This window comes from Mesorhizobium sp. AA22 (assembly GCF_001672375.2).
Classification (GTDB): Bacteria; Pseudomonadota; Alphaproteobacteria; order Rhizobiales; family Rhizobiaceae; genus Mesorhizobium; species Mesorhizobium wenxiniae.
Map to the genome: position 1 here is coordinate 3,216,357 of NZ_CP048406.1, position 13,667 is coordinate 3,230,023.

The following is a 13,667-nucleotide window of genomic DNA, read 5'->3' on the forward strand; positions in this document are numbered from 1 at the left end:
CTTCTTGAGTCGATGGTGTCGAGCCCGGTGCGTGGCGCACCGGAGCCAACAGAGGGTGGTGTGGATGGACGGAAAACTTAAGATTTCGGTGGGCGCGATCGTGCTGCTTGCCGCAAGCACGCTAAGCGCGGCAGCGAACGAGAAGGTCACCTTCGGCACCAACTGGCTCGCCCAGGCCGAGCACGGTGGCTATTATCAGGCAGCCGCTGATGGCACCTATGCGGCTTGCGGGCTCGACGTGACGATCATGCAAGGTGGCCCGCAGGTCAGCGGTCGGCCGCTGTTGCTCGCCGGCAAGATCGACTTCTACATGGGCGGCAACATGCTGCAGGCCTTCGACGCCGTTCAGCAGGACATTCCGCTGCGCGTGGTCGCCGCCTCATTCCAGAAAGAGCCGCAGGTGATCATGAGCCATCCGGGTCAGGGCCTTGACAAATGGGAGGATTTGAAGGACGCGGACCAGTACATTATTGGCGACGAAGGTGCACAGAGCTACTTCCAATGGATGATCACGGAGTTCGGCTTCGATCCGGCCAAGCGCGTGCCCTATACGTTCAACCCCGCACCTTTCATCGCCAATCCGAAGTCGATCCAGCAGGGTTACGTGACCTCGGAGCCCTTCGCCGTCGCCAAGGAAGGCGGCTTCCAGCCCAATCTGTTCCTGCTCGCCGACTACGGCTTCGACACCTATGCGACGACGATCGAGACCATGCAGGCCACGATCGACAAGCGGCCGGAGGTGGTTCAGTGCTTTGTCGATGGCTCGGCCAAGGGTTGGTACAATTATCTCTACGGCGACAACGCTGCCGCCAATGCGGCGATCAAGAAGGATAACCCCGACATCAGCGACGAGCAGATCGCGTTTTCGATCGAGCAGATGAAGAAATTCGGCATCGTCGATTCCGGCGACACGGAAAAACTCGGCATCGGTGCGATGACTGACGCGCGCATCGAAAGCTTCTACGACAAGATGGTCAAGGCCAAGGTCGTGCCGGCCGGCGTCGACATCAAGAAGTCCTACACGCTGGCCTTCGTTAACAAGGGCGTCGGGATCGACCTGAAGAAATAGCACCCAGGCATGATGCAGGAGAAAGTGCCGCAAGCGCCGGCAAGCGCATCGGGCAAAGGTCCGATGCTGCTGGCGCTGCGTGGCGTCGGCAAGGTCTTTTCCAACGGCGTGACAGCGCTCAGCGATGTCGACCTGACGATCCGGGAAGGCGACTTTCTCAGCCTTCTCGGCCCGTCCGGCTGCGGCAAGTCGACGGCCTTGCGCCTCATTGCGGGTCTTGCGACGCCGACCTCCGGCGTGCTCGACTGGCGCGGCAGCAGCTCTGTCGACCGCTCGAATATCGGCTTCGTCTTCCAGGAGCCGACGCTGCTGCCGTGGGCCGATGTCTTCGACAATGTCTGGCTGCCGCTGCGGCTGAAGGGCGTGTCGCGGGCCAAGGCTGCGCCTGTCGTGATGGAGATGCTGGCGCGGGTCCACCTGACCGGCTTCGAGCATGCCGTGCCGCGCGAGCTGTCCGGCGGCATGAAGATGCGCGTCTCGATCGCCCGCGCCATGGTGACCAAGCCGCGCGTGCTTTTGATGGACGAGCCGTTCGCAGCGCTCGACGAGATCACCCGCTTCAAGCTCAACAACGATCTTCTGGAGCTATGGCAGGACGAGCATTTTACCGTCGTCTTCGTGACCCACAGCGTCTTCGAAAGCGTTTTCCTCTCCAGCCGCGTCGTCGTCATGGCGGCGCGACCGGGCCGGGTGTTCAAAGAACTCGTCATCGATGCGCCCTATCCGCGCAATGAAGCCTTCCGTACTTCGCCCGCCTATGCCGCGCTTTGCCGTCAGGCGTCCGATGTGCTGATCGGCGCCATCAACTCAACTGCCGGACCGCACCATGACGGCCATTGAAGAACACGTGCTGAGGCTCGATCCCGAGGAGGCGCGTCGCGTGCGCCAGGAGCGGCTCGAGCGCATCGGCCGATGGGTGCTGCCGCTGGCGATCATGATTCTGGCCATCTGGCTGTGGGACCGCATCTGCGTCTGGAACGACATCCCGAAATATATCCTGCCGCGCCCCGGTGTGGTGCTGCAAACGCTGTTTGACGATGCCGGGCTGCTGTTTTCCTCGCTGCTGGTGACGCTCAAGATCACCTTCCTCAGCCTGTTTCTGGCCATCGTCGGCGGTGTTGGGTTGGCGGTCCTGTTCGCACAATCGAAATGGGTGGAGATGTCGTTCTTCCCGTTTGCCATCGTCCTGCAGGTGACGCCGATCGTCGCGATCTTCCCATTGATCAACATCTACGTCGACAACCAGACGACGAAGCTTCTGCTGTGTGCCTGGATTGTCGCCTTCTTTCCGATCCTGTCCAACACCACGCTCGGCCTCAATTCCGTCGACCGCAATCTGCGCGACATGTTTAGGCTTAACGGCGCGACCCGCTGGCAGCAATTGCGTTATCTCAGGCTGCCGGCAGCGATGCCATATTTTCTCGGCGGGCTGAAGATCGCCGGCGGCCTGTCGCTGATCGGCGCGGTGGTGGCCGAGTTCGTCGCCGGGGCAACCGGCCAGTCGTCGGGGCTTGCCTCTCGCATCATCGAGGCCGGTTACCGGCTTAACGCCCCGCGGCTGTTTGCGGCCCTGATCCTGATCTCGTTCACCGGCATTCTGATCTTCCTGGTGCTGTCGCTGATCTCGCATCTCATTTTGCGGCGCTGGCATGAAAGCGCGCTGAAGCAGGAGCGATGAAATGTTGGAGATACCGGCCTCTGGTCCTTACCATCTCACCAACGTCCGGCTTCACGCATCACTGACGCCGGGCCTTGCCGCAGCCTTCGATGCCGACGGCTTTGCGCTCGCTGATATCGCCGTCGCCGACGGCAAAATCTCCAGCATCGTCGCGCATCGCCAGTCCAATTCGCCCGCAGCTGCCGCCGACCTCGGCGGCCGCGTCGTCATGCCGTGCTTCGTCGACTGCCACACGCATATCGACAAGGGCCATATCTGGCCTCGAAAACCCAATCCGGACGGCACGTTCATGGGCGCGTTGAACGCCACCGGCGCCGATCGCGCTGCCCGCTGGAGCGCAGACGACGTTGCCCGCCGCATGGCTTTTTCGCTGCGCTCAGCCTACGCGCACGGCACCAGGGCTATGCGAACCCATCTCGACAGCGTCGCGCCGCAGGAAGAGATCTCCTGGCCGGTGTTCGAGACGATACGGGAGAAATGGCGTGGCCGCATCGAGCTGCAGGCGGCCTGCCTGCTTGGCATCGAAGGCGTGCGCGACAGGAAGTGGTTCGAAAGGCTGGCCAAACGCGTCGCCGCGGCCAATGGCGTGCTCGGCGTCGTCACCTATATGCTGCCGGACCTGGAAGAGCTTCTCGACCAGGTGTTCGCGCAGGCGATCAAGCATGGCCTCGACCTCGATTTCCACGCCGACGAGACTGACGATATCTCGGCGATCTCGCTGAAGAAGATCGCCGAGGCGGCCTTGTGGAACGGTTTTGAGGGAAACATCCTCGTCGGCCACTGCTGCTCGCTGGCACGCCAGCCCGATCTCGATGTGCTCGACACGCTGGATAAGGTGGCGAAGGCGAGGCTTGCCGTGGTGTCGCTGCCGATGTGCAATCTCTATCTGCAGGACCGGCGCGGCGACAAGACCACGCCGCGCTGGCGCGGCGTGACGCTGCTGCACGAGATGAAAGCGCGCGGCATTCCTGTCGCCGTCGCCTCCGACAATACCCGAGATCCGTTCTACGCCTATGGCGATCTCGACATGCTGGAGGTCTATCGTATGGCGACGCGCATCCTGCATTTCGATCACCCGGTCGGCGATTGGCCACAGGCGGTGACTTCAACGCCGGCCCAGGTGATGCGGCTCGACGGTTTCGGCACCCTTGCAGCCGGCGGCGCCGCCGATTTCGTCGTCTTCAAGGGGCGGAGCTGGACGGAATTGCTGTCGCGGCCTGAATCGGATCGCATCGTGGTGCGCGACGGCCGCGCCATCGAGCGCCAATTGCCCGATTATGCCGAACTCGATGATCTGATGGTGGGATGATGGACCTGGCTACGCTCAAACGCGATCTTGACGGTCTGAAGATCGACGACCATCCGGCGATCGTCCAGCAAAAGAGCCGTGACTTCTACTGGTACAGCCCGGTGCTGAAGCAACAGCTCGACCATGTGACCGGCGATCTGATCGTGACACCGAAGACGGAAGACGAGGTGATCCGAGTGCTTGCCGCCTGTCACCGGCATGGCGTGCCGGTGACGCCGCGCGGCAGCGGCACCGGCAATTACGGGCAGGCGATGCCTTTGTCCGGCGGCGTCGTGCTCAATCTCGCCGAAATGAATGCAGTCAAGACAATCGCGCCCGGCCGCGTCGTGACCGGACCCGGTGCCGTCCTCGCCGACATCGACAGGGCGACGCGCGCGCATTCCGGCCAGGAGCTGCGAATGTCGCCATCGACCTATAACACCGCGTCGATCGGCGGTTTCGTCGCAGGCGGATCGGGCGGCGTCGGCTCGATCCGCTGGGGTGGGCTGCGCGACCTCGGCAATGTCATCCGGCTCAGGACCGTGACGATGGAGGCGGAGCCTCGCATCATGGATCTTACCGGCGAAGGGGTGCTGAAGGTGATGCATGCCTACGGCACCAACGGCATCATCACCGAGGTCGAGATGCCGCTGACCGCATCTTACGACTGGATCGACGTCATCGTCGGCTTCGACGATTTCATGGATGCGGCCGGCTTCGGCAACGATCTCGCCATTCAGGACGGCATTCTAGCGAAGCTGATCACGCCGATCGCCGCGCCCATCCCTTACGATTATTTCAAGCGGCACCAGCGGTTTTTCAGGCGCGAGCAAAGCATCGTCGTCTGCATGATCACGCCGCATGCCATGGACGCCTTTGTCGCTCTTACTGCGCGCAGCAAGGGCGAGATCGTCTTCCGCGCCGACAAGGAGGCCGATCTCAAGGGCCTGCCGCCGGCCTATGAGCTGACCTGGAACCACACGACGCTGCGCGCCATCAGGGTCGACCCGACGATTACCTATCTGCAGACCCGCTATCCTTCGCCGGATCACCTCGCTTACGTCAAGGCGATGATCGACCGCTTCGGCGACGAAGTGCCGACACATCTCGAATTCATCCGCTTCGACGGCGCGATCGGCGTGGCCGGGCTGCCGCTGGTCCGCTTCACGACGGCCGAGCGGCTCGACGAGATAATCCGCATCCACGAAGAGAATGGCTGCTGGGTCTTCAACCCGCACCGCTACACGCTGGAAGAGGGCGGCATGAAGCAGACGGACGAGGTGCAGCTCGCCTTCAAGCGCGAGACCGATCCGCAAGGGCTGCTCAATCCAGGCAAGATGATCGCCTGGGAAAACCCGGACTACGATTATCACTCGGGAAAGTCGTTCCTGTTCAAGGGGTTGCAGAAGGCGGGGTGATGAACATCCTCGTTCTCTACGCCCATCCGGTCGAGACCAGCTTCAATGCCGGTTTGCACAAGGTGATCGTCGAGCGGCTGACGGCAGCCGGCCACGCCGTCGACGACTGCGACCTCTATGCCGAGAATTTCGATCCCCGGCTGACGCGGGCCGAGCGGCTCGGTTATCACGACGATCGCGGCGCCGGTGATCCGGCAGCGCCCTATGTTGAGCGCCTGCTGCGGGCCGAGGCACTGGTGCTGTCGTTTCCGGTGTGGAACTTCGGCTATCCGGCGATCCTGAAAGGCTTTTTCGACCGCGTCTTCCTGCCCGGCGTCTCGTTCAAGCTGGTCAATGGCAAGGTGCAGCCGTCGCTGCACAACATCCGCAAGCTGGCGGCGGTCACCACCTATGGCGGCAGCCGGTTGCACGCAATGCTGATGGGCGACCCGCCGCGCAAGCTGGTCAAGCGTGTGTTGCGCACCACGGTCAAGCCAGGTGCCTCCGTGGCCTATCTTGCGCAATATTCGATGAACCTGTCGACCGATGAAACGCGGAAGAGATTCACGGCGAAAGTCGCCGCCAGCATGGATGCCTTCTGATGCGGGTCCTGGTGGTTTACTGCCATCCGGTCCCGGAAAGCTTTTGCGCCTCGATCCGGGATAGTGCCATCGAGGTGCTGAAGGCGAGGGGCTGGGAGGTGCGGCTGCTCGACCTCTATTCGGAGAATTTCGATCCGGTCATGGGCTGCGGCGAGCGACGCTCCTACAATGAACACGCCCCACAGGATCCGGCGCTCAGGCCGCACATCGAAAATCTCAACTGGGCCCAGGCAATTCTCTTTATCTATCCGACATGGTGGTATGGGCTGCCGGCAATGCTGAAGGGCTGGCTCGACCGGGTCTGGGCGACCGACGTCGCCTTCCGGCTGCCGGCCGGCAAGCGACGGATTCAGTCGCTGATGAGGCATGTGACGAAGATCGGGGTGATCACGACCTGCGGCGCACCGACCTGGTGGAGCGTCGTCGTCGGCCAGCCGGGACGCAGGACAATCCTGCGCGGCATGCGGGCACTCTGCGCCACCCGCTGCAGGACGCTCTTTCTGGCGCACTACCTGATGGACTCATCGACACCGAAGACGAGGGCGGCGTTCCTGGAGAAAGTGCGAACGAAGCTGGAGCGCTTCTGAGCTACATCCGCACCCGTTCCGATTTCGGATCATACATCGGCTTCAGCGATGCCTCGGTGGCGAAGCGCTCGCCGGCGATTTCGATCGCGTAGGACGACGACAGCACGTCCGCCTCGCTCTCGCCCTTGCAAGGCACGTAGCCGAGGCCGATGGCGCCGCCGAGATGATGGCCGTAATTGCCCGAGGTGATCGGGCCGACGATCTTGCCGTCGCGCAGGATCGCCTCATTGTGAAAGAGCAAGGGTTGCGTGTCTTTCAGGCGGAACTGCAGCAGCCGCCGGTCCAATCCGGTTTCTTTTTTTCTCAGCACGGCGTCGCGGCCAAGGAAATCGCCCTTGGCAGTCTTCACTGCGAAGCCAAGGCCTGCCTCCAGCACATTGTCCTCATCGGTGATGTCGTGGCCGAAGTGCCGGAAGGCCTTTTCGATGCGGCAGGAATCCAGCGTGTGCAGGCCGCAGAGTTTTAGGCTGACATCGGCGCCGGCCTCCTCGATAGCCTCGAACACGTGGGCGGCCTGGTCGGTCGAGACATAAAGCTCCCAGCCCAGTTCGCCGACATAGGTTACACGGTGGGCGCGGGCCAGCCCCATGCCGATTTCAATCTCCTGAAACGTCCCGAACGGGTTGGTTTCGTTGGAGAAATCGTTCGGGCTCAGCTTTTGAATCAGCTTCCTCGCATCCGGACCCATCAGGCAAAGCACGGCTTCGGCAGCGGTGACATCGGTGATGACGACGAATTCATGGGAGAGGTGTTTTTTTAGCCACGCGAGATCGCGCTGCAGCGTCGCGCCAGGCACGACCAGGAAGTAGGCCGTTTCAGATAGCCGTGAGACGGTGAGATCGCTCTCGATACCGCCGCGCTGGTTGAGCATCTGGGTATAGACGATCTTGCCCGGCGCCACGTCCATGTCGTTGGCGCAGAGTTTCTGCAGGAAGGCGCAGGCATCGCGGCCCTCGACACGGATCTTGCCGAACGAGGTCATGTCGAACAGGCCGACGCCGTTTCGGACGGCCAGATGTTCCTCGCGCTGGTTGTCGAACCAGTTCTGCCGCTTCCATGAATAGCGGTATTCGCGCTCCTGGCCGGGCCTGGCGAACCAGTTGGCGCGCTCCCAGCCGGCAACCTCGCCGAACACCGCACCGCGCGCCTTCAGATGTTCGTGCAGCGGCGAGCGTCTGACGTTCCGCGAGGTCGCCATCTGGCGGTACGGAAAATGGTCGGCATAGAGCAGGCCGAGCGTCTCGGAGACGCGCTCCTTCAGGTAGCGGCGGTTCTTCTGGAACGGCTGGGCGCGGCGGATGTCGACCTCCCACAGATCGAAGGGTGCCTCGCCGTCATTGATCCATTGCGCCAGGGCCATACCGGCGCCGCCGGAGGAAACGATGCCTATCGAATTATAGCCGGTCGCCATCCAGTAGCCGGAAAGCTCCGGCGCCTCGCCGAGATAGTAGCGATCATCAGGCGTAAAACTCTCGGGACCGTTGAAGAAAGTGTGGATGCCGGCGCTGGCCAGCATCGGCATCCGGTTGACGCCCATTTCAAGGATCGGCTCGAAATGCTCGAAATCCTCCGGCAACTGGTCGAAGCAGAAATCTTCGCGGATGCCGTCCATGCCCCATGGCTTGGCCACCGGCTCGAAGGCGCCGAGCATCATCTTGCCGGCGTCTTCCTTGTAGTAGGCGCATTCGTCCGGCACGCGCAGCACCGGCAGGCGGGTCAGGCCGGGGATCGGTTCGGTGACGAGGTAAAAGTGCTCGCAGGCATGCAGCGGTATGGTGACGCCGTTCTGGCGCCCGAGCTCGCGCGCCCACATGCCCGCGCAATTGACGACGACATCGGCTTCGATCATGCCTTGCTCGTCGCCTTGCGTCCAGGAGACGCCGGTAACGCGGCTATCCCTGGTATGGACCTTGGTTACCTTCACGTTCTCGACGATCGTCGCACCGCGCTGGCGCGCACCCTTGGCCAGCGCCATGGCGATATTGGCCGGGTCGCACTGGCCGTCGAGCGGCAGATGCACGGCGCCGACCACATCGGAAATGTTGAGATGCGGGTACATCTCCTTGACTTCATCAGGCGAAATCTCGCGCACGTCGACATCGAACGCGCGGGCGAGAGACGCCTGCCTATAAATCTCGTGCTTGCGCTCCTCGGTCAGCGCCACGGTGATCGAACCGACCTGCCGCATGCCGGTGCCGACATCGGTCTCGGCTTCGAGCTTGACGTAGAGGTCGGCCGAATATTTCGCCAGCCGCGTCATGTTCTGCGAACCGCGCAGCTGGCCGATCAAGCCGGCGGCGTGCCATGTCGTGCCCGATGTCAGCTGCTTGCGTTCGAGCAGCACGATATCGGTCCAGCCGAGCTTGGCCAGATGGTAGGCGACCGAACAGCCTGAAACACCGCCGCCGATAATGACGGCCCTTGCTTTGGGAGGAATGGCCGTTGTCGGGATGGTATTCTGGGGCAGGGCGCTCATGCGGCCTCACGGCGATAGTTGGAAGCGAAGCGGCGCAGCCGAAGGGCTGCTTCCAAAAGTATCGCCTCGGGCTGGCAGAGGCTGACGCGGATGTGGCCGGCGGCGGCATCGCCGAAACTCGAGCCCGGCATGACGCCGACTTTTTCCTTGTCGAGGAAAGCCCAGGCGAATTTCTCGTCGTCCGGCTCGATGGCCGAGATGTCGAGCATGACATACATGCCGCCTTCGGAGCCGCGCACCGTGATGTTGTTCATGCCGTGCATTGCGTCGAGGACGACGCTGCGCCTCGCGGCATAGCGTTCGGCGATCTCCTTGACGCCATAGCCGTTTTCCAGCGCCTCGGCGCAAGCGAGGCTGATGAAGGCCGGCAGGCCGTAGGTCGTCACCAGATTGAGGTTGGTCAGCAGCGAGATCATCTCTTCTGGCCCGGTCAGCCAGCCCATGCGCCAGCCGGTCATGCCGTGGCTCTTCGACATGGAATTGATGACCAGCGTGCGTTCCGCTATGCCGGGCAGCGAGCGCGGCGAGATGTGCTCGCCGCCGCCCAGCGTCCAATAGACCTCGTCCGACAGCAGCCAGAGGTCATGTTCCCGGCAGATCTGCGCCAGGTCTTCCAGCCGCTGGCGCGAGTAGACTGCACCCGTCGGGTTGTTGGGCGTATTGATGAGGATGGCGCGCGTGTTCGGCCGGAGCGCGGCACGAATGTCGGCGGCTCGCGGCTGGAAACCATCCTCGGCGGGTGTCTCGACTACGGTGAAATCGGCGCCCGCTGCACTGAACGTGTTGGGGTAGGTTGCGTAATAGGGCGCCACCACGATGGCATGGTCGCCCTGGTCGAGAACGGCTTGTACCGCCGCGTAAAGCGCTGCCTGTCCGCCTGGCGTGGCGATGACCTGGTCGGGGTTGGTCGCAACGCCGGTGCACGCGGTCGACGCCGCCGCCATTGCCTTGCGCAGGCGCGGAATGCCGGGAAGCGGGGTGTAGTGGTGGTTGCTGGCGCGAACCGCGTTCACGCAGGCTTCGATCGTCTGCGCCGGCGTGTCGAAATCGTGGTCGCCAACCGACAGCATGATGATGTCCTCGCCGGCCTCCTTGCGTGTCCAGGCAGCGAAATGAACCTCCCAGCCATCCTTGCCGGAAGGCACGATGCCGGAAATGCGCGATGATGGTCTGGGCATTATGCTACTCCCGAAATTTCGTAGTCGGCCTGTTCGAGCCGGTCACGCAGGGCGGCGATGTGGGGCGGTCCGACTTCACAGCAGCCGCCGACGATGCCGACGCCGGCTTCAACCCAGCCGACCGCCTGGCCTGCATAGGCGTCCGGATCAAGGTCGTGGCGGGCGTGCAGCACTTCCACGGTGCCGCCATGCTTGAGCGCCCCTATCGAGGTGAAGCCGTTGGCATAGGCGCCGACCGGGCCGCCAAGGCAGATCAGTTCGGGCAACGCTGCAGCAATCGCTTCGGGCCTGCAGCAATTGACCAGTCTAGCTGCGACCGGCAGCCCGTCGAGAGCGCTCGACGCAGCCGCAATGGCTTCGCCGCTGCGCAGTCGTGGTGCGCCGTGATCGGCAAGTGTCCAAGACACCCACACCGGTTTGCCGCTTTCCGACGCCGCGGTGACAGCCGCGCGCGCCTCCTCGGCCGACGCCATGGTCTCGCACAGGAACAGATCGACGCCGTCAGCCTGCTCGGCAACGATGCGGCGGTAGATGTCGAGCGTATCCTGGAAGGATATCGTCAGTGCCGGCGCGTAGCTGCCGAACAGGGGCGACAGGCAGCCGGCGATTGCCGCGTCGCCGGCCTGGTCGCGAGCTTGCCTTGCCAGTTCCATGCCGCGCTTCTGCAGCGGCTCGAACAGCTCTTCCGCGCCCTCCCGCGCCAGCCGTTCGGGCGTTGCCGAATAGGTGTTGATGGTGATGACACGGGCGCCGGCCCGGATGAACTCCGCATGCAGGTCGCGCACCAGGTCCGGTTCGTCGATCAGCACCCTGGCCGACCATAGCGGGGTGGGATCGGATTTGCTGCGGCGTACCAGTTCCTGACCCATGCCGCCGTCAGTGAGGATAACCGTCTTCACGCGCGCAACCTCTCATTCTTTGGATCCCACAGCGGTTCGTCCTTCTGCACCATCGCTTTGAAGCGCTCGCCGAAGATCTCGACCTCGACCGTGGTTCCCGGCTCAGTGAGATCGGCGCGCAACATGCCGAGCGCGATCGATTTGTCGATGCGATGACCCCAGCCGCCGGACGTCGTCTCGCCGACGATCTGTCCGTCATGCCACAGCGTCGACATGGTGGGCGCATCGCAGTCGCCGGGGTTTTCGATGATCAGCGTGACAAAGCGTTTCTTGACGCCCTGCTGCTTCTCGTTCTGTAGCGCTGCCTTGCCGCGGAAGTCGGGCTTGTCCCATCTGACGAAACGCCCCAACCCACCCTGCAGGATCGAATAGTCGGTCGACAGGTCGCCTTTCCAGGCGCGATAGCCTTTTTCGAGCCGCAGCGAATCCAGCGCGTACATGCCGAACGGCTTCAGGCCGTGCTTCTGGCCGGCCGCCCAGACAGCGTCGAAGACGGCGGCGGTGTCGTCGACCTTGGTGTGGATTTCCCAGCCGAGTTCGCCGGCGAAGGACACGCGCACCAGTCTTGCCCAACGGCCGGCGACCGTCGTCTCCTGGTGCGTCAGCCAGGGCAGAGCAAGGTCTGCGGCGCAGACATCGGCGAGGATTTTTCGCGAATTGGGCCCGGCGAGGATCTGCGTGGAGTATTCCTCGGTTCGGTCGACCAGCTTGAAGGAAGCGTCCTTCGGCATGCGCCATTTCAGCCACTCGAAATCGTGCCACTGCGCCACCGCGGCGGTGATCAGCGTCATCAAATTCTCGTCGTGTCGCACCACCGACATTTCGGTCACGATGCGGCCCTTGTCGTCGGCAAAATAGACGAGGCCGATGCGGCCGGGTTTCGGCACCAGCCCCGTAACCTGCTGGCTCAGCCATTCCGCAGCGCCAGGGCCGTCAAGGTTGAAGCGGGAAAAGCCGGGCAGGTCCAAAATGCCGGCGGCGTCGCGCACGGCGAGGCATTCTTCGCGGACGCGATGCTGCCATGGCCCGTCGCGACGGAAGGTCAGCGTCGCGGCTTCCGAAACATCGTCGCCGGCCTGCGCGTACCAGGTGGCGCGTTCCCAGCCATTATAGGCGTCGAAGCGGGCGCCGAGCGCCGTGATGCGATCATGGATCGGCGACAGTTTGCGGTCGCGCCCAGCCGGCCAGGCATGACGCGGGAACTGGATGGCATATTCGTTGCCGTAGATCTCCATGCCCTTGGCGACGCAGTAATCCGGGGCCGAGGCAAAGCTGGTGAAGCGGCGCGGATCGCAGGACCACATGTCCCACTCGGTCTGGCCCTCAGTCACCCATTCGGCCAGCACCTTGCCGGCGCCGCCGCCCTGGGCGATGCCGAAGGTGAAGACGCAGGCCTCGAAAGCGTTCGGCACGCCGGGCATCGGCCCGATCAGCGGGTTGCCGTCCGGCGCGTACGGGATCGGGCCGTTGATGACCTTGGACAGGCCGGCGGTGCCGAGGATCGGCACGCGGGCGACGGCATCGGCCAGATAGTCCTCCAGCCGGTCGAGATCGTCGGGGAACAGCTGGAATGAAAAATCGTCGGGCATCGGGTCGTTATGGCCGACCCAATGCGCACGGCAATTGCGCTCATAGGGGCCGAGATTCATGCCATTCTTTTCCTGGCGCAGGTAGTAGGAGGTGTCGACGTCGCGCAGCAGCGGCAGTTTCTTGCCTTGCTCTTTCGACCAGGCGGCCAGTTCGGGGATTTCTTCGAACAGGATATATTGATGGCTCATCACCATCATCGGCACGTCGCGGCCGAACATCTTTCCGACTTCAGCCGCGCGATAGCCGGCGGCATTGACGACCACCTCGCAGCGAATTTCGCCCTGCGCGGTCTCGACCACCCACTCGTCGTTCTCGCGGCGCACGCCGGTGACCGGACAGAAGCGAATGATCTTCGCACCTAGGTCGCGGGCGCCCTTGGCCAGCGCCTGGGTCAGCTGCGCCGGGTCGATGTCGCCATCGTTCGGATCGTAGAGCGCGCCCTTCAGCTCATGCGTTTCGATGAACGGGTAGCGGCGCTTGATCTCGTCGAGCCCGATCACGTCGATGTCCATGCCCTGGTAGCGGCCCATGCCCTTGGCGCGCTGGAACTCCTGCATTCGCTCGGCCGTATGGGCCAGCCTGAGCGAACCGGTGACGTGGTAGTTCATGGGATAGCCAACCGCGTCGGCCAGCCCGCGATAGAGCTCCGTCGAATAGCGCTGCATGTTCATCAGCGACCATGACGAGGAGAAGGTCGGCACGTTGCCGGCCGCATGCCAGGTCGAGCCGGAGGTGAGCTCATTCTTTTCCAGGAGCACGCAGTCGGTCCAGCCCGCCTTGGCGAGATGGTAGAGCGAGGAGGAGCCAACGACACCGCCTCCGATGATCACCACACGTGCCGTGATCGGCAAACCGGCCATGTTTTTCTCCAAACCTAAAGCGCGGTCCAGCGCGCTTTAATTC

11 protein-coding genes are annotated in these 13,667 nt (G+C 63.2%); 7 read left to right on the plus strand and 4 right to left on the minus strand.

Going from position 1 to position 13,667, the window contains the following annotated elements:
• The first annotated feature begins 64 nt into the window (after positions 1 to 64).
• The 7 genes from A9K68_RS15600 to A9K68_RS15630 are packed head-to-tail and all read left to right on the plus strand — an operon-like array spanning position 65 to position 6,621.
• Entirely contained in the window at positions 65 to 1,069 is a 1,005-nt protein-coding gene (locus A9K68_RS15600; protein ID WP_065012276.1) for an ABC transporter substrate-binding protein, read from the plus strand.
• A 9-nt stretch (positions 1,070 to 1,078) separates the two neighbouring features.
• On the plus strand, positions 1,079 to 1,909 hold the full coding sequence (locus tag A9K68_RS15605; protein ID WP_065012275.1) for an ABC transporter ATP-binding protein: 831 nt from the start codon (positions 1,079 to 1,081) through the stop codon (positions 1,907 to 1,909).
• The gene (locus A9K68_RS15610; RefSeq protein WP_065012274.1) at positions 1,896 to 2,747 is read left to right on the plus strand and encodes an ABC transporter permease; all 852 of its coding nucleotides are present in this window, start codon (positions 1,896 to 1,898) and stop codon (positions 2,745 to 2,747) included. Before A9K68_RS15605 ends, A9K68_RS15610 begins: the two co-directional genes overlap by 14 nt.
• 1 nt (position 2,748) lies before the next feature.
• Entirely contained in the window at positions 2,749 to 4,056 is a 1,308-nt protein-coding gene (locus A9K68_RS15615; protein ID WP_065012273.1) for a cytosine deaminase, read from the plus strand.
• Positions 4,056 to 5,453 (plus strand): FAD-binding oxidoreductase, encoded by a 1,398-nt coding sequence (locus tag A9K68_RS15620; protein ID WP_082982801.1) that lies wholly within the window; start codon positions 4,056 to 4,058, stop codon positions 5,451 to 5,453. Before A9K68_RS15615 ends, A9K68_RS15620 begins: the two co-directional genes overlap by 1 nt.
• Positions 5,453 to 6,034, plus strand: coding sequence for an NAD(P)H-dependent oxidoreductase (locus tag A9K68_RS15625; protein ID WP_065012271.1), 582 nt, complete (start codon positions 5,453 to 5,455; stop codon positions 6,032 to 6,034). The genes A9K68_RS15620 and A9K68_RS15625 overlap by 1 nt, the downstream gene beginning before the upstream one ends.
• A complete protein-coding gene (locus tag A9K68_RS15630) occupies positions 6,034 to 6,621 on the plus strand; it encodes an NAD(P)H-dependent oxidoreductase (RefSeq protein WP_065012270.1) in 588 nt (195 codons plus the stop codon). Before A9K68_RS15625 ends, A9K68_RS15630 begins: the two co-directional genes overlap by 1 nt.
• 1 nt (position 6,622) lies before the next feature.
• Here the strand turns inward: A9K68_RS15630 and A9K68_RS15635 are convergent, their stop codons facing one another.
• From A9K68_RS15635 to A9K68_RS15650, 4 genes are read right to left on the minus strand one after another with little or no spacing between them, the layout of a single operon-like run.
• A complete protein-coding gene (locus A9K68_RS15635) occupies positions 6,623 to 9,097 on the minus strand; it encodes an FAD-dependent oxidoreductase (RefSeq protein ID WP_065012269.1) in 2,475 nt (824 codons plus the stop codon).
• Complete coding sequence (locus tag A9K68_RS15640) at positions 9,094 to 10,275, minus strand: pyridoxal phosphate-dependent aminotransferase (protein ID WP_065012268.1); 1,182 nt, start codon at positions 10,273 to 10,275, stop codon at positions 9,094 to 9,096. Before A9K68_RS15640 ends, A9K68_RS15635 begins: the two co-directional genes overlap by 4 nt.
• On the minus strand, positions 10,275 to 11,174 hold the full coding sequence (locus tag A9K68_RS15645; protein ID WP_065012267.1) for a homocysteine S-methyltransferase family protein: 900 nt from the start codon (positions 11,172 to 11,174) through the stop codon (positions 10,275 to 10,277). Before A9K68_RS15645 ends, A9K68_RS15640 begins: the two co-directional genes overlap by 1 nt.
• Positions 11,171 to 13,624 carry an FAD-dependent oxidoreductase gene (locus tag A9K68_RS15650; RefSeq protein WP_065012266.1) on the minus strand — a complete coding sequence of 818 codons (2,454 nt, stop codon included), beginning with the start codon at positions 13,622 to 13,624 and terminating at the stop codon, positions 11,171 to 11,173. The genes A9K68_RS15645 and A9K68_RS15650 overlap by 4 nt, the downstream gene beginning before the upstream one ends.
• Positions 13,625 to 13,667: the final 43 nt, after the last annotated feature.

What these genes read in the sequence shown, in the direction of transcription:
- A9K68_RS15600 (WP_065012276.1), top strand. Translation starts at nt 65, where the DNA reads ATGGACGGAAAACTTAAGATTTCGGTGGGCGCGATCGTGCTGCTTGCC.
- A9K68_RS15605 (WP_065012275.1), top strand. Translation starts at nt 1,079, where the DNA reads ATGATGCAGGAGAAAGTGCCGCAAGCGCCGGCAAGCGCATCGGGCAAA.
- A9K68_RS15610 (WP_065012274.1), top strand. Translation starts at nt 1,896, where the DNA reads ATGACGGCCATTGAAGAACACGTGCTGAGGCTCGATCCCGAGGAGGCG.
- A9K68_RS15615 (WP_065012273.1), top strand. Translation starts at nt 2,749, where the DNA reads ATGTTGGAGATACCGGCCTCTGGTCCTTACCATCTCACCAACGTCCGG.
- A9K68_RS15620 (WP_082982801.1), top strand. Translation starts at nt 4,056, where the DNA reads ATGGACCTGGCTACGCTCAAACGCGATCTTGACGGTCTGAAGATCGAC.
- A9K68_RS15625 (WP_065012271.1), top strand. Translation starts at nt 5,453, where the DNA reads ATGAACATCCTCGTTCTCTACGCCCATCCGGTCGAGACCAGCTTCAAT.
- A9K68_RS15630 (WP_065012270.1), top strand. Translation starts at nt 6,034, where the DNA reads ATGCGGGTCCTGGTGGTTTACTGCCATCCGGTCCCGGAAAGCTTTTGC.
- A9K68_RS15635 (WP_065012269.1), bottom strand. Translation starts at nt 9,097, where the DNA reads ATGAGCGCCCTGCCCCAGAATACCATCCCGACAACGGCCATTCCTCCC.
- A9K68_RS15640 (WP_065012268.1), bottom strand. Translation starts at nt 10,275, where the DNA reads ATGCCCAGACCATCATCGCGCATTTCCGGCATCGTGCCTTCCGGCAAG.
- A9K68_RS15650 (WP_065012266.1), bottom strand. Translation starts at nt 13,624, where the DNA reads ATGGCCGGTTTGCCGATCACGGCACGTGTGGTGATCATCGGAGGCGGT.